The sequence below is a fragment of the Microcoleus sp. Pol12B5 genome, assembly GCF_036701335.1.
GTDB lineage: Bacteria > Cyanobacteriota > Cyanobacteriia > Cyanobacteriales > Microcoleaceae > Microcoleus.
Genome location: NZ_JAUBQQ010000005.1, coordinates 157182 through 183515 on the forward strand (window position 1 = coordinate 157182; position 26334 = coordinate 183515).

20 protein-coding genes are annotated in these 26334 nt (G+C 45.5%); 8 read left to right on the plus strand and 12 right to left on the minus strand.

The window, feature by feature from the left end:
- The first annotated feature begins 107 nt into the window (after positions 1-107).
- Positions 108-1691 (plus strand): tetratricopeptide repeat protein, encoded by a 1584-nt coding sequence (locus QUA24_RS04985; RefSeq protein ID WP_333227701.1) that lies wholly within the window; start codon positions 108-110, stop codon positions 1689-1691.
- Between the two features lie 77 nt (positions 1692-1768).
- On the opposite strand, the gene QUA24_RS04990 is transcribed toward QUA24_RS04985, so the two are convergent.
- Complete coding sequence (locus QUA24_RS04990) at positions 1769-2515, minus strand: Uma2 family endonuclease (RefSeq protein ID WP_333227703.1); 747 nt, start codon at positions 2513-2515, stop codon at positions 1769-1771.
- Positions 2516-2721: 206 nt separating this feature from the next.
- Between QUA24_RS04990 and prfB the strand changes: the two genes are divergently transcribed.
- Together prfB and rpsU are read left to right on the plus strand one after the other, a co-directional pair.
- A protein-coding gene (gene prfB / locus QUA24_RS04995; protein ID WP_333213339.1) for a peptide chain release factor 2 occupies positions 2722-3838 on the plus strand; the annotation gives its coding sequence in 2 pieces (ribosomal slippage) (positions 2722-2793 and positions 2795-3838; 1116 coding nt in all).
- Between the two features lie 278 nt (positions 3839-4116).
- Positions 4117-4311, plus strand: coding sequence for a 30S ribosomal protein S21 (gene rpsU, locus QUA24_RS05000; protein WP_006632476.1), 195 nt, complete (start codon positions 4117-4119; stop codon positions 4309-4311).
- A 2-nt stretch (positions 4312-4313) separates the two neighbouring features.
- Here rpsU and QUA24_RS05005 read toward each other — a convergent pair whose 3' ends face one another.
- The 11 genes from QUA24_RS05005 to fbp all read right to left on the minus strand — a co-directional run bounded on the left by QUA24_RS05005 (position 4314) and on the right by fbp (position 16128).
- The gene (locus QUA24_RS05005; protein WP_333227705.1) at positions 4314-5783 is read right to left on the minus strand and encodes an AtzE family amidohydrolase; all 1470 of its coding nucleotides are present in this window, start codon (positions 5781-5783) and stop codon (positions 4314-4316) included.
- A gap of 24 nt (positions 5784-5807) precedes the next feature.
- The gene (locus tag QUA24_RS05010) at positions 5808-5984 is read right to left on the minus strand and encodes a DUF4089 domain-containing protein (RefSeq protein ID WP_333227707.1); all 177 of its coding nucleotides are present in this window, start codon (positions 5982-5984) and stop codon (positions 5808-5810) included.
- Positions 5985-6101: 117 nt separating this feature from the next.
- Positions 6102-6560: a KGK domain-containing protein gene (locus QUA24_RS05015; RefSeq protein WP_333227709.1), complete on the minus strand. Its 459-nt coding sequence runs from the start codon at positions 6558-6560 to the stop codon at positions 6102-6104.
- Positions 6561-6654: 94 nt separating this feature from the next.
- A complete protein-coding gene (locus QUA24_RS05020) occupies positions 6655-7107 on the minus strand; it encodes a hypothetical protein (protein WP_333227711.1) in 453 nt (150 codons plus the stop codon).
- An 11-nt stretch (positions 7108-7118) separates the two neighbouring features.
- Positions 7119-7427 (minus strand): hypothetical protein, encoded by a 309-nt coding sequence (locus QUA24_RS05025; RefSeq protein ID WP_333213343.1) that lies wholly within the window; start codon positions 7425-7427, stop codon positions 7119-7121.
- A gap of 411 nt (positions 7428-7838) precedes the next feature.
- On the minus strand, positions 7839-8330 hold the full coding sequence (locus tag QUA24_RS05030) for an ureidoglycolate lyase (RefSeq protein ID WP_333213344.1): 492 nt from the start codon (positions 8328-8330) through the stop codon (positions 7839-7841).
- Between the two features lie 218 nt (positions 8331-8548).
- Positions 8549-10078, minus strand: coding sequence for a cobyrinate a,c-diamide synthase (locus QUA24_RS05035; protein ID WP_333227713.1), 1530 nt, complete (start codon positions 10076-10078; stop codon positions 8549-8551).
- A gap of 356 nt (positions 10079-10434) precedes the next feature.
- Positions 10435-11799 carry a glucose-6-phosphate dehydrogenase assembly protein OpcA gene (gene opcA / locus QUA24_RS05040; protein WP_333227715.1) on the minus strand — a complete coding sequence of 455 codons (1365 nt, stop codon included), beginning with the start codon at positions 11797-11799 and terminating at the stop codon, positions 10435-10437.
- A 157-nt stretch (positions 11800-11956) separates the two neighbouring features.
- Complete coding sequence (gene zwf / locus QUA24_RS05045; protein WP_333227717.1) at positions 11957-13486, minus strand: glucose-6-phosphate dehydrogenase; 1530 nt, start codon at positions 13484-13486, stop codon at positions 11957-11959.
- A 261-nt stretch (positions 13487-13747) separates the two neighbouring features.
- On the minus strand, positions 13748-14902 hold the full coding sequence (gene tal, locus QUA24_RS05050) for a transaldolase (protein ID WP_333227719.1): 1155 nt from the start codon (positions 14900-14902) through the stop codon (positions 13748-13750).
- Positions 14903-15054: 152 nt separating this feature from the next.
- Positions 15055-16128: a class 1 fructose-bisphosphatase gene (gene fbp, locus QUA24_RS05055; RefSeq protein WP_333227746.1), complete on the minus strand. Its 1074-nt coding sequence runs from the start codon at positions 16126-16128 to the stop codon at positions 15055-15057.
- A 323-nt stretch (positions 16129-16451) separates the two neighbouring features.
- Between fbp and QUA24_RS05060 the strand changes: the two genes are divergently transcribed.
- The 5 genes from QUA24_RS05060 to QUA24_RS05080 form a co-directional block, all read left to right on the plus strand.
- Positions 16452-16586, plus strand: coding sequence for a DUF4058 family protein (locus QUA24_RS05060; RefSeq protein ID WP_333038323.1), 135 nt, complete (start codon positions 16452-16454; stop codon positions 16584-16586).
- 205 nt (positions 16587-16791) lie between these two features.
- On the plus strand, positions 16792-19317 hold the full coding sequence (locus QUA24_RS05065; RefSeq protein ID WP_333227721.1) for an ankyrin repeat domain-containing protein: 2526 nt from the start codon (positions 16792-16794) through the stop codon (positions 19315-19317).
- 29 nt (positions 19318-19346) lie between these two features.
- Positions 19347-20744 carry a serine/threonine-protein kinase gene (locus QUA24_RS05070; RefSeq protein ID WP_333227723.1) on the plus strand — a complete coding sequence of 466 codons (1398 nt, stop codon included), beginning with the start codon at positions 19347-19349 and terminating at the stop codon, positions 20742-20744.
- Positions 20745-21160: 416 nt separating this feature from the next.
- Positions 21161-23440 carry an AAA-like domain-containing protein gene (locus QUA24_RS05075; protein ID WP_333227725.1) on the plus strand — a complete coding sequence of 760 codons (2280 nt, stop codon included), beginning with the start codon at positions 21161-21163 and terminating at the stop codon, positions 23438-23440.
- 36 nt (positions 23441-23476) lie between these two features.
- On the plus strand, positions 23477-26334 hold a 2858-nt coding region (locus QUA24_RS05080; protein ID WP_333227726.1), incomplete at its 3' end, for a WD40 domain-containing protein.

The following is a 26334-nucleotide window of genomic DNA, read 5'->3' on the forward strand; positions in this document are numbered from 1 at the left end:
AGACATAAGGTATAATTTTAATCTTTAATCACTCAATCAAAACTCTTGCTATCTAATTGTGTCGATCGCGATTTCAATATTAATCACAAATTAATTGGGGAAAACTCATGTACTTAAAATATGAAGATATCAGGAGAGTCAGCGTAGAAATTACCTCCCGGTGTAATGCAGCTTGTCCGCAGTGTCCCCGCACCGGCAACCCGATTTTGCCGGGGGCAGAATTAAAGATGGAGGATATTGAGAGAATTTTCCCACAAGAGTTTTGCTCTCAGTTGGATTTGGTGTATATGTGCGGCAACTACGGCGATGCTATGACTAGCAATACAACAATTCCGGCGATCGAATATTTGCACCGCATGGGAGTTCCTCATATCTCCCTGTACACCAACGGTAGCGGACGCAATCCAGACTGGTGGCAAGCCCTGGCAAAGGCGATGACAGGAGAACACGATCGCGTAATTTTTAGTATCGACGGGTTGGCAGATACTAACAGCATCTACCGCCAAAATACCAACTGGGACAGGATAATGCAATCTGTTAATGCCTTTATCCAAGCTGGCGGAAAAGCTGTATGGCATTACTTGATATTTGAACACAACCAGCACCAAGTAGAAGCAGCGCGAGATCTAGCCCAACAACTAGGATTTGTCGAGTTTGTACCGAAAGCTACCTCTCGTTTTGTGGCGAAAGAGATTTATGACAAAGAGTCCGCAAATCAACAGCCCCAGAAGGCAGAAAACTCTCAGCTAGAGGCTAAGAGCGATCGCCCCAACCAATCAGAAACAACTAATGCGTCAGCCCCTCGAAATCAAACACAGACGGCTGTTGGGTTGCACCAACAAGCTGAACACTGTTTGAAACAAGGACAGCTCTCAGAGGCGATCGCAGCCAGCCAACAAGCCCTGAAAATTCAACCTAATTTTGCAGCAGGCTGGAAAACTTTAGGCAATGCTGTTCAAGGTTTGGGGAAGATGCAAGCAGCAGCAGATTGTTACGCCAAGGCCCTCAAAATTCAGCCTAATTTTCCAGAAGTTTATGCTAATGTCGGCAGTCTTTATGCCCAACAGCAACAGTGGCAGCCAGCTAGTGCTTATTACCAAAAGGCGATCGAGCTTAAACCCAATTTTGCAGGAGCTTATCGCAATTTAGCTAAAGTGTTGACGCAGTTGGGGCAACCAGAAAAAGCAAATTATGCTTGGTATCAAGCTATAGCTATCGAAACCTCTCAAGCACCAGAACCAACTCCTTCTGTCCCATCAAAGCCAGCCACCGAAGAACTCCAACCCCCATCGTTGGAACAATATAAAAATCCCCAGGGAGACCAATTTATCCAAGCTGTAGAAAAATTTGGTAGCCTAAACAATTACTACCGAAATGTAGAAATTAGCTGTCAAACTCAAGCCAGCCAAGAGATTTTCATCAGTTTTGAAGCGGAACTCTGGCCTTGCTGTTGGGTAAGCCATACTAAATACGCTGTTTATAACCACACTTACAGACCGCAAATGCTGGCGTTAATTGAAAAGTACGGAAATGGCTTTAATTCTCTCAGAACTCAATCGGTGAAAGATGCGATCGCCAGAGATTGGTTTCGCGAAGACCTCACAAAAAGTTTTTCCTGTTCTAAAAGGTTGGACGTATGCGCTCACGAATGCGGTAAAACTTTCAATTCAACAGGTTCGCAGTATATATAAGAAGTCAGTTGACTGTTGACTGTTGACTGTTGTCACAAGAAAGAAGGAAGAATGCGGTGAAGCGATCGAATTTCATGTCACGATTCAGGCAGGTTATCGGGATCGATCCCTTGCGATCGCAAATACTCAGCTAGGCGATCGGCTCGCTGTTGTAGACCCTCAGCTCGCTGTCGTTCTACCCTCAACTCCTCGCGCATCTGCCCCGCCGCTGCATCGGGCAGGGGATAGACATTTCCTGACTCGTCGTACCAAACCAGAATTTCTTGCTCGATGCCCCCAATAACTTGCTGAGATCGCCCCATGCCCAGTCCCACTTCTGGCATCCAATAGGGTTCGCCAATCTGCTGCCGGTACTGCCCGTCAATCAGCTTGTACACTTCAAACGGTTGATGCCGATCGCGCCGCCAAAATTCGGGGTTGTAAATAATGTAGTACAAAACTCCCAAACCGGAATAAATCGACATTTTATCGTCGTACTCTCCACCGGGTTTGTGAGACACCATTTCCAATGCTACGATCGGCACAACCTCGTTTTCTTCCCAGACAGCATAGCTGCGGCGCGATTTGCCCCCTTTTCGGCGCTCCACCCCCAAACTGAGAAACCCGTCGGGGACGACAGGCACTTTGGGACTGATTCCCGTCGTGTGATACACCGCCATATCCACCCCAAAGTACCAATCCATGCGATCGGACCAAATGCTGGTCAGGACAAACAACAATAGGTTGGGTAGCAGATTCTGGTCTTCGTTATCCACAGGCGTATCGTCCGAACAGGGGAGGTCTTCGGTGGACGGCAAGCTTAATTTTAGTTCTGGGGAAATCATGGCAGTTAACTTCCATCGAGATCGTTAACCTGATTTTAGACTATAGCAACTTTTTGTGAATTTTGAATTTTGAATGCGGTAAAGTTTTTAATTCAACGGGTTCGCATTCGCACTATATCTAATCAGGAAGAAGCAATAACATTTTGTTGAAAGATCCCAATTTCAGCTAAAATCAAAAATACATCCCACAACTAGGAAAAGTAACAGTGGAAGTTCTAGACATCAAACACAATATCGCAACTTTGTCCGATCGACTGGGTACAACCCAGGACTATCTTTGACATCCCCGCACTTACAGCCAAAATTCAAGACTTAGAGCAAATCTGCGCCCAACCAGCATTTTGGGAAGACCAAGATCGAGCTCAAGAAACCCTCCAAGAACTTAATGACTTCAAATCTCATTTAGACCAATATCGCGGCTGGCAAACGAGCTTGGAAGATGCTAAAGCTATTTTAGAACTGCTGGAGTTAGAAGCCGACGAGTCCCTGTTCCAAGAAGCCTCATCGAGTCTTTCTCAGTTAACCCGTGAACTCGACCAGTGGGAACTGCAACAATTACTATCTGGGCCCTACGACGAAGGCGGCGCCGTTTTGACAATTAACGCCGGGGCCGGCGGCACAGATGCTCAAGATTGGGCGGAAATGCTGCTGCGGATGTACACCCGCTGGGGGGAAAGTCAAGGTTACAAAGTACATTTAATGGAAATTTCCGAGGGAGAGGAAGCAGGTGTTAAATCGGCTTCTTTGGAAATTGTCGGCCGTTACGCTTACGGTTATATGCGATCGGAAAAAGGCACTCACCGCTTGGTCAGAATTTCGCCTTTTAATGCTAACGACAAGCGTCAAACCAGTTTTGCTGGCGTTGAAGTGATGCCAATTCTCGATCGATCCGTACAGTTGGACATTCCAGAAAAAGATTTGGAAGTCACTACTTCCCGCGCTGGCGGCAAGGGCGGGCAAAACGTTAACAAGGTAGAAACCGCAGTCCGCATCGTTCACCTTCCTACTGGTTTGGCCGTCCGTTGCACGGAAGAACGCAGTCAGTTGCAAAATAAGGAAAAAGCTTTGGCATTACTCAAGGCTAGGCTGTTAGTGATTGCTAAGGAACAGCGGGCTTCGGAAATTGCCGAGATTCGCGGCGATATGGTGGAGGCCGCTTGGGGCCAGCAAATTCGCAATTACGTGTTTCACCCCTATCAAATGGTCAAGGATTTGCGGACTGGAGTGGAAACAACTGCCATCCAAGATGTGATGAACGGCGAATTAGACCCGTTTATTCAAGCTTACCTGCGGCAGGAAAATCAGTTGGTCAGTAGTCAGTAGTCAGTAGTCAGTTGACAGTAGTCAGTTGACAGTAGTCAGTAGTCAGTAGTCAATGAGGACTTCAGTCCGCAAAAAAGCAGGACTTGCATTCCTCACTACGAAAATTTGGGTTTGTAGTGAGGACTTCAGTCCGCAAAAAAGAAGGACTGAAGTCCTGACTACGAACCAATTTTCTGGTATGATTTTGGGGTTTTGACCGATCGCCCGACCTTCAACAGGTCGCGCGGCCAAAAACCTTGATATGATAAAACTTGATCTAACGAACAAAAGGAGAAATAATGACCCAAGTTGTAATAGGCGAAAATGAAGGGATTGAGTCAGCCCTACGACGGTTTAAGCGACAAGTTTCTAAAGCGGGTATTTTCCCCGACATGAGAAAGCACCGCCACTTTGAAACCCCGTTGGAAAAGCAGAAGCGCAAAGCTATTGCCAGAAGGACTAAGAGACGCTTTCACCGCAACAACAAACCCTAGAATTAGGGGTCAATTGATTCGGCAGATACAAGGCCTTGCGATTCAAGTACCGCAGCGACTCGGAGAATCACCGCTTCGCTGTAGGGAGCACCAATAATTTGTACCCCCAAGGGCAAGGCGCCGGGCCGCTGTACGGGCACGCAAAGAACGGGCAAGCCAATAAATGATAGGGGTTGGGTGAACAGTCCGAGATTGGGACGCACTAAGATTTCTTGTCCGGCTATTACCATTTTCTCGACGCCAATTTCAGGGGCAGCTATCGGGGTTGCGGGTGCGAGGATGATGTCTGTGTGTTGGAATATTTCGCGAATTCGATCGCGGTACCACTGTCTGAACCTCTGGGCTTGCAAGTACCAAGTCGCAGGGATCAGGGTTCCCGCTAAAAAGCGATCGCGCGTCGCCGGATCGAAGTCTTGAGGGCGCGATCGCAAATTATCTAAATGCAAGTTTCCGCCCTCGCAGGCGGTAATGATAAATGCAGCAGCCCTGGCGCGATCGGATTCCGGTATGCTGACAGTCGCAAGCCCCCCTATTTTTGGGGGGTTTGTTGTTTGTTCTGTGCTTTTACCACAATCCCAGACATTTGTCAAGGCTTTAGCAACTATTTCTACAGCATCCATTGCTTCCGGTTCGGCCCCTGTGGCGAAATACCCGTCAGCAACAGCAATTCGCAATCCTTCGATACCTTGATTTAACTGGGGCGAACAAAGTTCTGGCGGGCGTTGAGTGCAAACTGGGTCACGAGAATCAGGGCCTTGCAGGATATCGTACAGCAGCGCGATGTCTCGGATCGATCGCCCAAACGGCCCCACACAATCCAAACTACCCGAAAATAAATAAGCGCCAGCCCTGGACAAACGGCCGTAAGTAGGCTTAAACCCAAAGACACCACACAAAGCAGCCGGTACGCGGATGGAACCGTTAGTATCAGAACCGAGAGTGATGGGTACAAAACCGGCGGCGACTGCTGCTGCGGAACCGCCGCTGGAACCGCCGGCGATGCGCGTAGTATCGTGGGGATTGCGAGTCGGGCCGTAGTGGCTGTTTTCCGTGACGAAACCGTAGGCGTACTCATCCATGTTGAGAGTACCTACGAGCACAGCCCCGGCTTGTTTTAGTCGGGCGACCACGGCCGCGTCCTGGGTAGCCGGAGGATTGTCAGCGTTGATTTTTGACCCTGCTAGAGTAGTAATTCCGCCGATATCGAACAGGTTTTTGACAGCGAAGGGAACGCCTGCTAAAGGGCCTAGGTTTTGGTTATTTGCGATCGAATTATCTATATTTTCGGCTGCTGCGAGTGCGCTGGATGCAGTGATTGCAGTAAAGCAATTAAAAGCTTTATCCTTAACAGCAATCCGTTCCAAAGCAGCACTTACCGCCTCTGTAGCCGTAACCTTACCACATTTAACAGCCGCTGCCGTAGCAACCGCATCCGCCTTATCTAAAAAACATCTGCGTTCCTCTGCGTTCATCTGCCCTCATCTGCGGTTAAAAATCTAAGGTTCAAACACTGGCGCAGCTTCGATTGCTTGAGGTAAAGGGAATTCAGTAACGAGTTGGGCGATCGCAGCTATTCTCTCGAAGTTTACCACAACACCGGGGCGGTGTTCCGGGTCTAAGGGTAAGTGTATCAGTTCGGCGGTGCGATCGACATATTCTTCTATATGTATCATTAGTCCCTCCCAAACAACATCAGCGTTCATCCGCGTACATCTGCCCTCATCTGCGGTTGAAAATCTAAGATTCAGATATACGTGCGATCTTATTGTATTGTAATCGCGATCGGGCTGTCAGTTATTATTGCTCAGTTTTTTGTATTCCTCGGATTGTCTGATGTCATCTAGAGGCGATTTTTGCTCTGGTGGTTCATCAGGACAAAACTTTATACATACCTGCTGTTTCCCAGGCTGCAAATTTGTATTAATGGCTATTTGAAGCTTTCCTTTTTGCCAACCCTTAGAACCTATCTTGAGGATTTGACAATCAATTCCTTCTTGAGGGGAGTTCCAGTTTATTTCCCCTCCTCTAATTTTTGTTTCTTCGTTAATCTGTACCTCTGTCATCCACTGAATTATCGCCTTATGACGTTGGTTAGTGTCTGGTGCATTAGTCAGAAGCATCTTCTGAAAGTTACTGCCGGCTAGCTGTTTAAACCTACCCACCGTAAAAGTAGCTTGACCCAATAACAAAACATCATCCTCGCCGTCTAGTATCTCATAGTTATTGTGAGTTTCAATTTTATCGTTCATTTTTTAAGCCAATTATGCTGCTTCCTATTAGATACCATGTGAAGGTATGTGAGTCAAGGTGGTAAAGAAACAATTTTCTATCGCACTTTTCCACTCAAACACTGACAGTTTCCCGCAACTTGTCAACTGCAACATCAAGCGGAGGCAAAGTAAAATCCTCAGCATCCATTAATTCCTTAACCTTCTCAAAAATCTCAACCTCCGCCTCTTCTTGGTCTGTCAGCTTATCATAAAAATAAGGTTCAGTAAACCACTGTTCAAACGCTATCATTAACAATCCATTAGGCGAAAGTTCAAACCGCCAATACTTAGAAATTCTGCTGTCAACCACTTCAAACATCGGCGCCGGATTATGGATGGGATAATAGCTATAATTATCATTGCAGATGTAGTACCAAATAGTCCCTTTCCATTCTCGGATAGCATAAACAACATATTCCTTGCCTATAGTTAGCGGTAACTCAACCTTTCTACTGTAACCGCGTCGCGGATCTATATATTCTTCAGGAAGAGATGCACCAGTCTTAGCAATACAACGAATTTTCATAACTTGATTACCTACAGATTTTTAGGGGCTGTTTTGGGATACTGTCGCTTGAATTTAAACTCCACATCTTGAAGAGTCTGACTGTTCCGAAACCAATGGACTTGTACGGAAGCTCCATTAATTTCAAAAGACTCAATACTTGTCATTTTATCCCAATCGTCAGAATTTCCGCCATAAACAGCAATAAGTCTCGGTGCTTCCCCCAACAATCTATCTGTACCGCAATGAATTACTATGCAATTACCAGCCTTAGCATCTTGCAACAGAAGTTGCTCCTGCAAATTTCTGGGACTCTCATCGGGAATAGCACCTTGATTCACAATTTAACAGCTTCAAATATTGTTTGTCAAATACCATAAAAACTAATTTTGGCAGGTGCAGTTTCTGCCAACAAGTTCCCCCGAGAAATTACATACCGAACCGCAGCCGCCTCATAATTGCATGATAACAATCCTCAGTATCCAACACAATTAAAAACCACATCGCGCAGAAGAACAATGCTATACTTTTGCTCAGGAATGACAATAGCACTTATTTTAACACTTGTAAACTTTATCCTTTCTAGTAGCCATTCAGCCTAGTGAGGCAAAATCAAGTCCTCAATCCCTTGCGAACCCCCTCCTTTTCCTCCTCTGCGTCCTCTGCGCCCTCTGCGGTTAAAAAATATTACTCACAAAAGCAACCTCTAACGAGAATCACCCCGCAGAAAGCGCAACTACAAATCGCCAATATCAGACAATCTCAAACTCCAGATTGTGATTTTTTACCAAATCAAAAGTAAAATGGTCAACCACATTAGTATTGCTCAATTCCAGATTGTAAAAATCCACAAAATCCGCATCAAAATACGGTCCCGCGTGCCAAGTCCCCACATCTAACTTAATAAAACAATTGCCCGGAATCCGAAAAGCAGCAATATCCTCTAAACTCGGTTTATAGCTATCCCCAGGAGGTGCAACCGCCATCAACCAATCCTTCCCCTCCAAAGAACCCAAACACTGAGTACATTGAATGTGTCGTGTAATTTTGCCAAACTTGCGACCTTTATTGTGCAGCCGCATAATGTAAAATCTAGGAATACCATTTTGCAAATTTAACTGAGCATCCTCACCATCGAAAGACTTGCCATCAACAGCCGCAAAGATAACTTGACCGTAACTATGAAAATTCTCCGGTGTCACCCATTGGGCGGACAACTGCTTAGTCGAAATTAATTCGCTCATAAATCCCAACATCCCTAGCTCTATCCGTCATAAATATTCTAATATAAATAGTAAGACCACTGGATTTATACTCTGGAAACAGCCAGGAATAGGCTTTTCGAGTTGTTCCACAAAAAACTTAATTGATTTACTTCCAAATCGCTACAGACATAACCCATCATGCCGTTCCTCTTCCTTAGCGACCTTCGCGTCTTCGCGGTTCGTTAAAAAAATATTATTTAAGTTCGATCGCCCAAAACACCATTACAATTAAAATCAGCACACTGCTGCAAAAAACGAGCCGGAATATCAGGCCGAGCACCCCAATGCAAATGCAAATAAGAAGCGTGCACCTGACAAACTCCCCAACCTTCAGCAACCGCCTCAACTTCCCCTCGCTTGCCATACCTCCAACTGTGATAAACTGGATTAGTCGGTTCCACAGTTAAATGCGATCGATGAAACTCATGTCCCCAAACCTCATCAAGAGCAGTTAACACCGAACTATCCCTCACCGCCACAGCTTCTCGGTATCCCAGCGTCAAACGTTTTCCCATCGCAGCAGAAGTTTCCAACACTCCCACCCCTGGCCAAGAATTGCCATGGAAGTCTACAATAGAATCGCATAAATACATCAAACCGCCGCACTCCGCATAAGTCGGCATTCCCGAAAAAATAGCACTTCTTACCGCATCCCGAATTAAAACATTACCGCTCAATTTTTGAGCAAACACTTCGGGAAAACCACCACCAAAATATAACCCTTGCACATTGTCGGGAAAAACAGCATCATCAAGCGGGCTCCAAAATACTAACTCCGCACCCAACTCTTCCAACAAATCAAGATTGTCCTGATAGTAAAAATTAAAAGCCCGATCGCGCGCAACTGCAATCCTCACTCCAAATTGTTTTCCCAAAGAGTTGACAACATCATCTTTTTGAGTTACAATAACTGAAGGGAGACTGTGCCTACACGAAAGTTGCTCTGACCCCTCACCCCCCTCATTTCGAGTTGCAGCCAACAAAGGCAAAAGTTGCTCCCAGTCAAAACTAACAGCAGCCAAATCCGCTAATTTATCGATCGCAGCATGAAGATTCGGTAACTCCTCAGCAGGAATCAAACCCAAATGTCGATCGGGAATAGTAACAGCCTCATCCCTACGCAAAACGCCCAAAATAGGTAAATTGAGCGGTTGGAGAGCATCTTGAAGCAACTCCAAATGTCGATCGCTCGCCACCCGATTCAGCACCAAACCAGCGAATTTAAGGTCAGGGTTAAAAGAACGAAAACCGTGGGCGATCGCAGCCACAGAACCAGAGAGCCTGCTGCAATCTATCACAAACAATACCGGCAAATTCAGCAAATAAGCCACATGAGCCGTAGAAGCAAAGGAAAAATCATAATTGCCTTCTTCTTTTCGATAATTAATCCCTGTATCCCTGTCAAAATCCGTCTCTTGCCTTCGTGATTCCTGATTTTTTCCACTCACTCCATCAAATAGTCCCATCACCCCTTCAACTAAGGCATAATCGACATCTTGAATATGACGAGAAAAACACTTTTTTACATAAGATTCAGACGTTAATACCGGGTCTAAATTCCGACAGGGGCGACCAGTAACAAAAGCATGAAACATCGGATCGATGTAATCCGGGCCAACCTTAAAAGATTGAACATTCAAGCCGCGACGGACTAAATAAGCTAAAAGGGCGATCGTTACAGTAGTCTTTCCCGCACCGCTGCGTTCGCCAGCAATTACTAAAGTCATAGTTCTAAATTATTTACAAAAAATACTGAAAACCGATCGGTTATAAAATTATGAGTATTGCTCTCGAACCTCTCAAATAATACATACATATTTAACGAACCGCGAAGACACGAAGACCGCGAAGGAAGAATGAGAAGAATAGAGGTAATTTAGTGGCTTTTGGGAAGTAATTTAGAGTTTTGAGTCAAAGAACATTATTAATTCAAAACTCATAACTTCTAACTCATAACTTCTAAAAAAGTAGGGCAGACATTGCCTGCCCCACTGAATATTAACTCAATCCTTATTCCTTCTTCCGACGGACATCGAACTGACATCCGTTACATCCGCTACACAATCCGTTGCCGAACTTCTCTTTACCGCTTAGCCAACTTCAGCATTTGAGCCGTCACTGCCAAACTTTCTTCGTAAAGCACATCTCGGCCCCAACTCTGCAAGTGCTGGCCCAGCAACTGTTCCGTCACCTGATCGAACAGAGGACTCACCTGGTTAAACCGATCGGTTTGAGCGCCGCCCTTCGTTTCCATCCGCATACAGCCGCCCGCTTCCGAACACAGAACCGTACCGCAGTCAGCCTTTTCGTTTGTAGAATTCAAACGCACAGCAATCAAATCGCCCGCGACATCGCCCGTATCAGCAGTAGGAATAGCAGCCAACTCAGCTTCTACAACCCGTTCGTCCGGCCCCGCGAATTTAATTCGCTTGATTTGGTAATCGCCCTCTTCCTGTTTAAAAGCAACCGGACGCCACTGAAGCCGGCTCGCCAGCCAACCCAAATACATCAGCGCTTGCGTAGAATTGTCCTGTTCGTAATCGATCGTCACCCGATCGATTTCCCGAATCGCAGCGCGACGTTCCGGGGCGTCAAAAGCCTCAGCAGCCAACTCTTGCCACGCGGCCAGCCGGCGCCAATTGAGATCCGCGATCGGAATTCCCTCCTCGCTCAGACTGTGCATCAACAGCAATTCAGCTTCAGACTCGGCAAAGCTGCTAGAGTCAACAATCACAGAACTGCTAATTGCCGCCAGCCGCTGGAACAAACCTCGATCGGCATCAGGATTAGCCTTCCACCACAGCAGCGTCGGCAAATCCGGAATCGTCAACGCCGTCACGATGCCGCTCACCCGTTCCAAAGCAGCTTCCGTACCCCGAAGCGTAATGTACTCGCAGCAGATCAGATTGCCAGTGGTGCGCTTGTGAACCGGACAATAAGCAGCCACTTGAGCCTGCACGCCTGTATCTTCCCCCGCAGTCGGGCACAGAGCAATAATCCGGCAGGGATTGGCAGCCACGATCGCATCAGCCACGCCCGAACCCCCGGAACCCAAACCACTCGATCCCATCTCCTCGCCATTTGAATTTTTGCGAGCCACTTCTTCCCGCAAAATCGCCAGCAATTCAGCATTAGGTTTGCCAGTTCTCGGCAAGCCGAAAGCTTTTTGAGCCGCCCTGATGCTAGATGCCGTCATCGGCCCGGTAATACCGTCCACCGGCCCGTCGTAAAACCCCAGATCCGCTAGTAACCGCTGAGTTTCTTCGGGTTCGTAGACTACAAAAGTAAAAGTTGTTGCCCTACTAGCGATCGGAGAATCGCCCTTCGACCCCGATTCTCTGTAACTTTCCCAAATTTGACTCAATTCGGCCTCTATTTGGTCGATCGACACATCTTTAGGACTTTGTAGCGAAACCAGGGGCGGAGCTTTCATCGGTGTCATCGTCATCGGTTTTTTCTCCTTTGTCAGTTTTTAGTCATCAGTGATTGGTCATTAGTTCAGTAGTCCTGGAGATCCCAAAATTTTAGACCCTAGTTTAAGCTCTCAGATTCATCTGTGCAGTAAATCTAAAATCTAAAATCTAAAATCTAAAATCGACTGACTTTTAAAGTCTGCGCCACTTGCGACCGTCTCTGTTAATTAGCAGTTCTGCTTCCGCCGGTTCCCAAGTACCCGCCTCGTATTTAGGAACCAAATCTGGGTCGCTGGACGATTCCCACTCCATCAGCGCCGGCGTTACCACCCGCCAAGCTTCTTCCACTTCATCAGAACGGGTAAACAAAGTTTGGTCGCCCAGCATACAATCAATTAACAGTCGATCGTAAGCATCCGAAGATGTCACCCCAAAGGAAGAACCGTAACTGAAATCCATATCCACCGTCCGCGTCCGCAAATCCGGCCCCGGCATTTTCGCCTCAAACCTCAGCGAAATCCCCTCATTGGGATGCACGCGCATGGTCAAAACGTTAGGAGTAGTTTGTTGGGCCGCGGACTGAAAAATTAGCAGCGGCACTTCGCGGAACTGAATCGCAATTTCGCTAACTTTTTTCGGCAACCGCTTGCCGGTTCGCAGGTAAAAAGGCACTCCCTGCCAGCGCCAGTTGTCAATCATAAACTTCATCGCCACAAAAGTCGGCGTTGTCGAGTTGGGAGCAACCCCCGGTTCTTCGTGATATCCTGGCACCTGTTTGCCCTTCATCCAACCTGCGGAATACTGACCCCGAATCGCTGAGAACTCCAAGTTATGCAAATCTGCCAAGCGAGTTGCTTGCAGAACTTTCATCTTTTCGGTGCGGATACTGTCAGCGTCGAGCGAGTTCGGCGGTTCCATCGCCGTCAGACAGAAAATCTGCATCAAGTGGTTTTGCAGCATATCCCGCAACGCCCCAGAGGATTCGTAGTAACCTGCCCTGTCTTCTACGCCTACTGTTTCTGCAACTGTAATTTGTACGTGATCGACAAATTGCCGATTCCATAGCGGTTCAAAAATCGCGTTAGCAAACCGGAACACCATTAAATTCTGAACAGTTTCTTTACCCAAATAGTGGTCGATCCGGTAAACTTGCTGTTCTTGGCAAACCTGCTGCACGACTCGGTTGAGAGCTTTTGCCGAACTCAAGTCGCGGCCGAAGGGTTTTTCAATTACCAAGCGGTGTTTTGCTGGGTCAACCAACATTTGAGCCGCGCCCAGTTGCCTAATTGCTTCTGGGAAAAAGTTCGGGGAAACTGAGAGATAAAATATGTGATTGCCACGAGTTCTCCTTTCTTCGTCGAGTTCCGCTAAGAAGGCTTTGAGTTTTTGATAGCTTTCCGGGTTGTCAATGTCGCCCGGACAGTAGTACAAACCTTGAGCGAAATCTTGCCAAAATTCTTCATTGCCAATGCCCCCGCCAAATTCTTCAATGCCTTCGCGCATTTGCTCTCGGAAGTAATCGTGACTCCAAGGGCGGCGGGCTACTCCCACCACGGTAGTTTCCGGTGGCAAGCGTCGATCGCGCTTCATCTGATAAATTGCAGGTACCAGTTTGCGCTGGGTGAGATCCCCAGAAGCTCCGAAGATTACCAGAATTTGTGGTTCCGGCACCCGTTCTTTTCGCAAACCGACGCGCAGTGGATTTTCAAGTAGCGTTACCATTATTTATTTTCCTTGTTCTAGTGATGTTAACCCTGCCAAGACACCATGATAGTTTGCGGTCTTTTCTGCTAGTTTCTCGGTGAGAGAGTTAATCGGTTCTTCATACTGCTAGAGGAGGCAGATGATTTTGCTCTCTAGGAACTCTGAGAGCCATTAATCTGAAAATCCCTAGAGAGGATTTAAAACTCAGCATTTAAGAACCCAAATAATTATCTATTCCGATTCCTAAATGCTTCTGCCTTTCAGGATACAGATATCTGCCTAAGCGACGGGTGACAACTTCTGGACTTTCTCTTGCAAGGAATCCATCAGGGATTGGAACGGGGTGACGAATTTATCAATCCCGTCGAGGAGCAAGTCTGCCATCACTTGGTCCAAGTTGATGTCGATGTCGGGATCTTTGAGACTTTCGATCAGCGTGTAAGCTTCTTCAACGTTGTTCTCAATCCGGGGTGCGACATCGCAGTGATCGAAACAAGCTTCAACGGTGTTCGGCGGCAAAGTGTTAACGGTTTCGGGGCCGATTAGTTCATCGACGTACATGACATCGCTGTAGTTGGGGTTTTTGGTGCTGGTGGAAGCCCACAGCAAGCGCTGTACTTTCGCTCCCTTGGCCGCTAATGCTTGCCAGCGATCGCTCGCTACGATCTCTTTATACTTCTGGTAAGCTATCTTCGCATTGGCGATCGCCACTTTCCCCTTCACCGCTTCCAGTCTAGCTTTTGTGGAAATATCTGTGACATTTTTGAGTTTCTCGTCAATCTTGCCATCGATATTGATGTCGATCCGGCTCAAGAAGAAACTGGCAACAGAAGCAATATTGCTCACATCCAAACCTTTAGCCACCCGCGCTTCCAAACCGCGAATGTAAGCCCAGAAGGTTTCGACGTAGCTGTCAACCGAGAACAGCAAAGTCACGTTAACGTTAATGCCTTCGCTGATGACTCGCTCGACTGCGGGCAAACCTTGAGCGGTTCCCGGAATCTTAATCATCACGTTTTCTTTGCCGAGGGCTTGGTAATAGCGTATGGCTTCGCTAATCGTGCTTTCTGTGTCGTTGGCGATCGTCGGTGGCACTTCAATGCTAATGTAGCCGTCCAAACCCTTCGACTCTGCGTAAACTGGGGCAAAGATGTCGCAAGCGTTGCGGATATCTTCAAATACCAGAGATTCGTAAATCTCCATTACAGATTTGCCCGCCCGGATGCCCGCTTCGATATCCGCGTCGTAAATCACATTACCCGCGATCGCTTTCTCAAAAATAGCCGGATTAGATGTAATCCCGCGCAGTCCCCTACTTTCAATCATCTGTTTGAGTTCGCCGGACTCGATCAGATCGCGAGTCAAATTGTCCATCCAGATACTTTGGCCAATTTCTTTGATTTCTAACAGGTGATTCGTTGGTGTTGCTGTCATTACTGTAACTCCTACAATTTGATAGCTGTTAATTGGAACTTGGAAATTGGGAATTGAAAATTGAAAATTGGCAATGGGAAATTGGTAATTGGGAGTCGAAAGTTATAAGTTAAAACCCTTTTCCTGACATCCGTTACATCCGTTGCCGAACTTCACTCTTGGACAGTTCTAGGATTGCGCGCTCGATCTTGAATAAAAGACTCGACCATCGCTACATTTTCTTTACTGCCGATAATCAAGGGCGATCGCTCGTGCAGTTTGGTCGGCACAACGTCTAAAATGTCTTGAACTCCCGTACTTGCCCGCCCGCCGGCTTGCTCCATCAAAAACGCCAAGGGAGCCGATTCGTAGAGCAAACGCAATTTGCCTTCCGGTTTTTTCACCGTTCCGGGGTACAAAAACACGCCTCCCTGGAACAAAATCCGGTGGAAATCTCCCACCAAAGCCCCGCCGTACCGGGCGCTGTAGCCTTCGCTGCGGTGTACGTAGCGAATGTAGTCTCTCAAAGATTCCTCCCACTGCCAGAAGTTGCCTTCATTAACGCTGTAAATCGGGCCGCGATCGGGAACCTTAATGTTTTCGTTAGCTAGAATAAACTCGCCCAAACTGGGATCGAGGGTAAAGGAATGAACGCCCTGACCGATCGAATAAACCAGCATGGTACTCGGGCCGTAGAGCACATAACCAGCGGCAATTTGTTTGTGTCCATGTTGCAGCAAGTCGGAAGCAGAACCATCTGCATCGTCCCCCTCTTGCTTGCGGATGCTGAATATGGAGCCTACATTGAGATTGATGTCAAGATTGGAAGAACCGTCTATGGGATCGTAGAGCAGACTGTAACGCCCGATCGGACAATTTTCGGGAATGTAGTAGGGTTTTTCCATTTCCTCCGAAGCCAAGCGGCAGACAAGTCCGCTTTGCTGGAATACCGAGATAAAGACTTCATTGGCATAGATATCCATCTTTTTGACGGATTCTCCCTGCACGTTCGTAGCCCCTGTAAACCCCAAGGCATCTGCCATTAATCCGGCTCTGCTGAGCCGCCTCGCGATCAGCTTGGCCGCCAGCCCGATGCGATTCATCAGGGCACTGAGATCCTGAGCATCTGCTGAAAAGCTGTGAAGTTGCTGGAGTACGTGACGAGATAGGGTTGTGCAATCGCGGTCTAAGGCTTGCACCTGATCTGTCGGGCCCAGGCGGGTTTCCCCTGTCGGCGCGTTTACCATGATTTTGATGTCCTCCCTGTCTTGCTGCTCTGGATTTGGGTTCGATGGAGTCCTTGACACTTGCCCCTGAATCGGCTACGAGACCGATCGTCCCCCAACTTCTATCTTAGGGAGGGTTTTGCCAAAGGGCGTCGAACTTTAGGTGAATTTTAGATCCCCACCGAAAATTGAGGAGTTCGATCGACTGTTGAGTCGGGAATTGTATCCAAAATTACTACTTTTTTTGATTAACCGCAGAGGACGCAGAGGGCGCTGAGAGAAAAAGTGGCGATAGAGAAGCCTACGAACGTTGGCTAGCATCTCAAAAAGACCGACAACTTCCTTTGCGCGAAGAAGATGTAGAACCTATTGTTAATTTGCCGGAATTGCTTGCAGGCATTTACGATCGCGTCGGCTATGATTATCGGCTCGATTACGATCAATATCCCGTACGTAAATTTTCGCCAAAGGTGATATGACACTCCACAATTCTGGGTAAGTTATCCATAGAAATACGGTAATTGAAATTTAAGCAAATATACAGAGTCAGTCATTGACTTTTCTATTGACTTGTTTGAAATATACTCAAACACTCAACTTACCTTGCATAAATTTTTCAAGACTTGGGTTACAAAAACCCAAATATAAAATGTTTCTTGGTACTCATTACCCCAGAATAATGCTATGGATATTATTCCAGAAATTTCCCATAACTTAGTCAAACACTATCACATTAAAGCTCCACTCGGAGAAGGCGGTAGTAGCACAACTTACGAAGCCATTGACCTCAAAACCAATCAGCGAGTCGCACTCAAAGCTTTGTCTTTACAGAAGATGAATGACTGGAAAGTCCTGGAACTATTTGAAAGAGAAGCCAATGTTTTATCAAAATTGAATCATCCGGGAATTCCGCGTTATTTGGATTATTTTTATGTCGATACTCCCGATAACCGTTGTTTTTATATAGTACAAGAACTGGCCCAAGGGCAATCTCTAGCAAGTTTAGTCGAAAGTGACTGGCACGCTAGCGAAGCCGAAATTCAACGCATTGCCACACAAATTTTGGAGATTTTAGTTTATCTCCATTCACAAACACCACCTGTTATCCACCGGGATATTAAACCCGAAAATATTGTTTTCAAATCCCCCATCAATTCCCACCAACCAAAAGATTGGGAAGTTTGCTTAGTAGATTTTGGAGCCGTGCAAAACACTTATAACAATACTTTAATGCGAGGAAGTACCGTAGTTGGAACCTATGGTTATATGGCTCCAGAACAATTTCTCGGACAAGCCGTACCTGCAACAGATTTATATGGTTTAGGAGCGACGTTGTTGTATTTACTAACCCACCGTTCCCCCGCCGAATTACCAACAAATATACTAGAGAAAGATTTTCGCTCTCAAATTCAGATTTCTTCAGCATTTGCCGATTGGTTAGGAAAAACGATCGCGCCAGATTTAGAAAACCGCTTTCGATCGGCTAAAGAAGCGCTTGAATCTCTTCGCAATCCTCGAATAGTTAACGTTAAATCCAATCCGACGCAATGGAAAAAGCGCCTCAAAATAGGAATTGCTGCTATCGCTACTGTTGCTGTTTTCAATCACTTTAAATATCCCATCCTCAACCGGATTGGATTTACCCCCAATGCAGTTGTCCAGGCTGTTGAACGGGGAGATACTAAAACTGTTAGGCATTATCTGGATCTTGGCATTAATGCTAATAGCAGGGTAAATAATCAGAATTTACTACACTTTGCTGGGTCAAAAGAGGTGGCAGAATTGTTAATTGCCAAAGGTGCAGATGTCAACGCTAAGAGTGCATATGGCTGGACCCCATTACACATGGCTGCTGTGTACGATCACATAAAAGTGGCACAGACGCTAATTGCTAAAGGTGCAGATATTAACGCCTGGGGAGAAGATCAATTTGGGGCGTGTAATAGTATATGTACAACTCCTCTGTTCTGGGCCCGATCGCCTGAAATGGCAAAGTTGCTGATTGCTAAAGGTGCGGATGTCAATGCCAAAAACAAAAATGGCTTGACTCCTCTACATAGGGCGCGATCGAAGGCGATCGCACAAATACTACTCTCTGCGGGCGCAAAAATTAACATCAAAGAAGAAAATGCCCGAAATGGCAAGAGTAGAACTTTATTACATAATGCAGCCCAAATAGGTTTTAAGGAGTTGGTACAACAGCTAATTAAAGACGGTGCAAATGTTGCGATTCGGGATGGTATAAAAAGAACTCCACTGCACTATGCAACCACAAAAGAAGTTGCTGCTTTGCTAATGCTGGATATCAACGCTATAGACCAATCTGGAGATACTCCGTTACACCTAGCTGTCGATCGAGGATCTCAAGATATCGCTGAACTGCTAATTGCTAATGGCGCCAGGGTTAACGTTAGAAATGCGAAGGGTCAAACTCCATTGTATCGAGCGATCGCGATCGGACACAATGAGATTGCTGCACTGCTAATTAACAACGGTACAGATGTCAATAATATAGATGGATCTGGCACAACTCCACTGCACAAAGCCGCACATTATGGCACGGTAAAAATCTTAAAATTGCTGATTGCTAAAGGTGCAGAAATTAATATCCAGGATAATCAAAGAAAAACTCCACTGGATATCGCCGTAGACCTGAAACTTCAGGATACAGTGGCGCGGCTAATTAGTAAAAACCCAGATGTTAATAGTGAAGACAAAGAAGGCAGAACTTTACTGCATATCGCTGTCGATTTCAAACTTGAGGATGTAGCCAAAAAACTCATTGCCAAAGGTGCATTCGTTAATGCCAAAAATAACTTGCTTCAAACTCCCCTGCATCTTGCTGTTGCTCAAGGCTCTCAAGATATCGCTGAACAGCTAATTGCTAATGGCGCAAGGGTTAACGCTAGAAATGCGAACGGTCAAACTCCATTGTATCAAGCGATCGCGATCGGACACAATGATATTGCTGCACTGCTAATTAACAACGGTGCAGATGTTAATAATATAGATGTATCTGGCACAACTCCACTCCACCAAGCCGCACATTATGGCACTGTAGAAATCTTAAAAATGCTGATTGCTAAAGGTGCAAAAATTGACGCTACAAACTCTTATGGCGATACGCCGCTAAAGATAGCAGAAACCGACTCGAATCCCAACCGAGAAGCAGCAGCCGAAATACTTAGATCTCACGGCGCAACAAACTAATTATCCAAAATAAACCCAGGCACAAAAATATGGAAACACTACAACAATCGGAAAAAATTTTTGCTGAAAGATATCGCATAATCGGCAAATTAGGACAGGGTGGAGTTGGAATCACCTATGCTGCTGTAGATTTACACAGCAATCAAAAAGTTGCACTCAAAGCTTTATCCCTGCGCCTGACAACTGAATGGAAGAAAATCGAGTTATTTGAACGAGAAGCAAAAACTTTATCGGGATTGAATCATCCGGGAATTCCTCGCTACATTGACTACTTTCAAGTGGATACTTCCCAAGATCGTTGTTTTTATATCGCCCAACAACTCGCACCGGGAAAATCTCTCGCACAGTGGATAGAAAATGGCTGGAAACCAAATGAAGCTCAAGTTCGTCATATCGCCTATCAATTGCTAGAAATTCTAGCTTATCTGCAATCGCTGTTACCTCCTGCAATCCACCGAGATATTAAACCCCAAAATATTATTCTGCAAAAAAATGGGCGAGTCTTCCTAGTTGATTTTGGCGCAGTTCAAAATACTTACCATCATACCGTTACTGGAGGCAGTACCGTTGTCGGGACCTACGGTTACATGGCACCAGAACAATTCCGAGGAAAAGCTGTATTATCAACAGATTTGTATGGATTAGGAACAACGCTGCTTTTCCTGTTAACCCAGAAATTTCCATCGGATTTACCCAGACAAAAGCTGAAGGTAAAATTCCGCGATCGCGTCTCTATTTCTCCAGAGTTTGCCGACTGGTTAGAGAAGATAAGTGAAGCCGCAATTGAAGATCGATTTCACTCAGCAAAAGATGCTTTATCAGCGCTGCGAGGGGAACAGCAAAGCGGGATTAATCCCGAAAAAACGTTTAAGCGATCGCCCCAATCCCGAATTACTTTAATTGACGCTAAACGGTGGTTATTCATCAAGATACACCCCGATCGCTCACCTAGCAAAATCAAAGGGTTTTTCCAATTCATTCATCTGAGTTATAAAGTTTTACTTCCCTTCTTTTTGATTCTGTTATTTTTTGATTTAATCGTATGGTTAATTGGCGGACCGATATACTCGATAGTTAGCTTGTTTAAATACACTTTAGCCTACTCGCTAGGTAAATCATTTCATCTGTTTGTATTTATATCAAGCAAACCTGTAATAATATTTACCGTATTTTATGCTTTGATGTTCTTGTGTAGGTGCTTGTGTAGGATTGCTTCTTGTCTATTTACTAGACCAATTCAAATCCGTCCTCAAGATATCCAGCGGGTAAAGTTGAGCGTAATTCATCTGCCATTGCTCAAAAAATCGATGACTTTTTGCCGGATTCGCACCAAGTCGCGTAACTATTGTTTTGGCTTATTTTTGCCGCAAGCTGAGAAAGAATGGTTGGTAGGGGAATTGAATGATTGTTTAAGTAAACTAAAATAAATCATTTTTGATATCCACAGAGTTGATAAAAAAAACCGTTTTTTTTCTGAGTACGTGGATTAAATAAATGCGGAATTATAGAAAATTTTATGTACTAATTTAGGCAATAATAATCATCAAAAAATCCTGGATAGGGCATGAGAATAAAACTATAAAGAATCTCGATATTGATGAAATAGGACTGCAAAAGGGGAAGGCGATCGCACTTCTTGAATACGTAGCTAAAAAATTAGTTGAGAGTCGCGATCGCCTTTTCGATTGGTTATGCTTGACTCAGGGTGCTCCTTTCGGCCAATTGACTGACCAACAAAAATAAAGATGTTTGTGCTTAAATACCGTCAAGGCAAGAAATATCTCGCCCTGAGTGGGGTAGTGTCCTTAAGCTCCAGTATCTCCTAAGCGTGAAGGTTCGATTGATGAGTATTTCTACTCGAAATAAAAAAACTATCCTGTTTTTGGCAGCCAACCCCAAAAATACCACCCCTGTGGACTTACAGAAAGAGGCGAAGGAAATTGCAGAGGGGTTGCAACGCTCTAAAAAGGCCGACAAGTTCCAACTTGAGCAACAGTGGGCGGTGACACCCAGAGAAATGCAGCGAGCCGTATTAGATTATAAACCAGAGATTGTGCATTTCTCAGGGCATGGTGCAGGAGAAGGCGGTTTAGCCCTAGAAGATGGCATGGGGCAGATTAAGCTGGTAAATGCCAAAGCTTTGGCAGCTTTGTTTGAGGCGTTTAATGAGTACGTGGAGTGCGTCATACTCAACGCTTGCTATTCAGAAATGCAAGCGTCTGCGATCGCACGTCACATTCCCTACGTGATCGGCATGAAGCAAGCGGTGGGAGATAACGCCGCACGAGAATTTGCAGTAGGTTTTTACGATACCTTGGCGGCGGGGGAGTCGATCGAATTTGCCTACAAGTTGGGTTGCGTTAGCATCAGCATGGCTGGTATTCCCGAAGAACTTACTCCGGTATTAAAGAAAAAGTCGGATTTTTCTGAGTTGGATGCTGCAGATCGATCGCGCGATGCTTCTGTTAGCGATATCGTTGAGGAATCTTTGCCGGCGGTGGAAAATCCGCGATCGATCGCCGCACCTCCCGTTTCTCTTCTCAATTTAGATAACCCAGAAGGTTCAGTTAGTTTAGATTCACCCCTATATATCGATCGGCCTCCCATTGAATCTGACTGCTACCAAACTATTGTTAAGCCCGGAGCTTTAATCCGAATCAAAGCCCCCCGGCAAATGGGAAAAACTTCCTTATTGCAGCGAATTTTATACAACGCCAAGGAACAGGGATATCAAACAGCTTATTTAAACTTTCAATGGGCTGATGGCAGTTTTCTCACCCATCTTGATGAGTTGTTGCAGTGGTTTTGTGGTGAAATTACCAATGAATTAAATTTAGAAGATAGGTTAGGAGAATATTGGAAAGGCGTTCTCGGCAGTAAAAATAAAAGCACGAAGTATTTCCAACGCTATCTACTATCTAACAGCGATCAGCCTGTTGTTTTAGGGTTAGATGAAGTCGATCGCATTTTTGAGCATTCCGAAATAGCCACCGACTTCTTTGGATTATTACGAGCTTGGCACGAACGGGGCAAAAATGAGGAAATTTGGAAAAAGCTGAGGTTGGTCATTTCTCACTCTCAAGAAGTTTATATTCCTCTCAATATTAATCAGTCGCCATTTAACGTGGGATTGCCCATAGAATTACCTGAACTCAATCAGAGACAGGTAACAGATTTAGTGAATCGACACCAATTAAATTGGTCAAATCAAGAGATTTGTGACCTGATGGAAATGGTGGGCGGTCATCCTTATTTAGTGCGAGTTGCTCTCTACCAAATTGCCAGAGGGAGAATTAGCTTAGATAGCTTGCTAAAAGTCGCTCCTACTGAAGAAGGCCCTTACTACGATCATTTACGACGGCATTTAGTTAACTTGGAACAAGATGCAGAACTAGCAGCAACAATTAGACAAGTCATTAACAGCGAACAACCTGTAGAAATTAATACCGGAGAGGCTTTTAAATTGCGAAGCATGGGGTTGATCAAATTTCAGGGAAATGCTGTTATGCCATTGTGTGGTTTGTATCGTCAATATTTTAGCCATCGCCTAGCCTCTCCCCAACCGAATATGACTGCTGGGCAACAAACGAATAGCCAATCAAGTTTGGAGCTAGAGAGTAATTTAGGAACTATAATTTTCTCCGATGTTGTTAATTCCACCGCTTTATCAGTTGCCAACCAAAAGCTGACACTAGAATTAGTGAATCGAGATTTCAACATCATCCGAGGCATCTGCGCTAAACATCAAGGCAAAGTCCTTAAAGAAATGGGCGATGGTTTATTAATTTTCTTTCCAGAAAGTGCCGTAAAAGCAGTAGCCTGTGCGCTAGCAATACAGCGAAGTCTCGCCGAAGCTGCTACAACCTTACCTGCGAGCCATGTCCTGCAACACCGGATTGGTATTCACTTGGGGGAAATATTCTTTCTTAATAATGATATCAGGGGGGCTGGTGTAAATTTAGCGGCTCGTTTAGAAGGGAAAGCAGAGCCAGGAGGAATCTGTATTTCTGAAACAGTTTATCAAGTCGTTAAAACCCACTCACCTTTAAATGTAATTGACTTAGGTATGCAACAGTTAAAGGGAATTACTGAACCTGTACGGCTGTACAAATTGATTTCTTGATTCTCTGATTTTCCACCTATAAATTAACAATGACCTATGAAGGATTATCAATACCAAGTTGGGGGTAGCCTGCCTGCAAACGCCCCAACTTATGTCACTAGAAAGGCGGATGAAGAACTTTATCAAGCTTTAAAAGCTGGAGAATTTTGCTATGTTCTTAATTCCCGACAAATGGGAAAATCATCCCTGCGAGTGCGGACAATGCAGCGGTTACAAGCAGAGGGAATTGCCTGTAGTAGCATTGATATCACAGAAATTGGCACCTCAGACATTACGCCAGAAGAGTGGTATGCAGGCGTGATTGATAGCATCGTCAGCCGATTAGATTTGTATGACGTTTTTGATTTAGATGAATGGTGGGAGCAGAACAGCTTACTATCGAATGTTAAACGATTCAGTAAATTTTTTGAAGAAGTATTACTCAAGATAATCTCAGAAAATATAGTAATTTTTGTCGATGAGTCTGACAGTTTACTCAGCTTAAATTTTAAAATAGAAGATTTTTTTGCTGTGATTCGTGATTGCTATAATAATCGAGCTGATAAACCCGACTATCGTCGATTAACATTTACGATGTTAGGGGTAGCTACTCCCTCAGATTTAATTCAAGACAAGCGACGCACTCCGTTTAATATTGGTCGAGGAATAGAGTTAACGGGGTTTCAATTAGCAGAAGCCCAACCTTTAGCAGTGGGGTTAGAAACTCAAGCGGAAAATTCTCAAGCTGTGTTAGAAGCAGTATTATATTGGACGGGCGGACAGCCATTTTTAACACAAAAGCTTTGTAAACTAATGCTCGGTAGTGCTAATAATATACCCATTTCAAATCCCGCTGACTGGGTAGAAAGTTTAGTCCAAGAAAAGGTGATTGATAATTGGGAAGCACAGGATGAACCAGAACATTTAAAAACGATTAGAGGACGCATTTTACGCAGCGAACAGCGTGCCAGTCGGTTATTGGGACTCTATCAGCAAATTTTGCAGCACAATGAAATAGCGACTGATGATACTCCCGAACAAATGGAACTGCGATTAACTGGGTTGGTGGTTAAGCAGTCTGGCAAACTTAAAGTTTATAACCCAATTTATCAATCGGTTTTTAACCTGGATTGGGTGGAAAAACAATTAGCGGAGCTCCGCCCTTACAGCGAAAGTTTTAAAGTTTGGATAGAGTCTAATTGCCAAGATGAATCGCGACTTTTGCGGGGTCAAGCCTTGCACGATGCTCAAACTTGGGCAGCAGATAAAAGTTTGAGTGATTTGGATTATCAGTTTTTAAATGCCAGCCGGGAAGTCCAACAACGGGAAGTTGAACGAGAGTTAGAAGCACAAAAACAAGCGAATAAAATTTTGACTCAAGCCAATCAGACGCTAATTAAAGCAGACCAATTAGCCACGTATAAAGTCACTCAAGCCCAGAATTTAGCAAATGTAATCCAGGAAACTGCTTTTTCTAATGAATCATTTCGTTCAGGACAGACATTCCAAGCACTGTTGGAAGCATTAAAGGCAGGGCAAGCATTCAAACAGCTAGATTCTTCATCCGAGACGACAAAACATATTAGAGGACGAGTGATAGCTGTGCTGCAACAAGCAGTGTCCGCAGTAAAAGAGCGCAATCATTTGGAAGGGCATAGCAATTCTGTAAATAGCGTTGCCTTGAGTCCAGATGGCAAGACATTGGCTTCTGCAAGCAGTGACAACACCATCAAACTGTGGCACCTAGAAAGCCAAAAACCCATCGCTACCCTCACCGGGCATAGCAATTCTGTTAATAGCGTCGCCTTGAGTCCAGATGGCAAGACATTGGCTTCTGCAAGCAGTGACAAAACCATCAAACTGTGGCACCTAGAAAGCCAAAAACCCATCGCTACCCTCACCGGGCATAGCAATTCTGTCTGGAGTATCGCCTTTAGTCCAGATGGCAAGACATTGGCTTCTGCAAGCAGTGACAACACCATCAAAGTGTGGCACCTGGAAAGCCAAAAACCCATCGCTACCCTTGCCGGGCATAGCAATTCTGTTAATAGCGTCGCCTTTAGTCCAGATGGCAAGACATTGGCTTCTGCAAGCAGCGATAAGACGATTAAACTGTGGCACCTGGAAAGCCAAAAACCCATCGTTACCCACACCGGGCATAGCAATCCGGTGTGGAGCGTCGCCTTTAGTCGAGATGGCAAGACATTGGCTTCTGCAAGCCGTGACAACACCATCAAACTGTGGCACCTGGAAAGCCAAAAATCCATCGCTATCCTCACCGGGCATAGCAATTCGGTCTATAGCGTCGCCTTTAGTCGAGATGGCAAGACATTGGCTTCTGCAAGCAGTGACAACACCATCAAACTGTGGCACCTGGAAAGCCAAAAACCCATCGCTACCCTCACCGGGCATATCAATGAGGTAAATAGCGTCGCCTTAAGTCCAGATGGCAAGACATTGGCTTCTGCAAGCCGTGACAACACCATCAAACTGTGGCATCTGGAAAGTCAAAAACCCACCGCTACCCTCACCGGGCATAGCAATCCGGTCTATAGCGTCGCCTTTAGTCCAGATGGCAAGACATTGGCTTCTGCAAGCAGTGACAAAACCATCAAACTGTGGCACCTGCAAACCCAAAAACCCCTCGCTACCCTCACCGGGCATAGCAATTCGGTCTATAGCGTCGCTTTGAGTCCAGATGGCAAGACATTGGCTTCTGCAAGCTTTGACAAAACCATCAAACTGTGGAATCTGGAAAGCCAAGAACCCCTCGCTACCCTCACCGGGCATAGCAATCCGGTCTATAGCGTCGCCTTTAGTCGAGATGGCAAGACATTGGCTTCTACAAGTGACGACAAGACGATCAAACTGTGGAATCTGGAAAGCCAAAAACCCATCGCTACCCTCACCGGGCA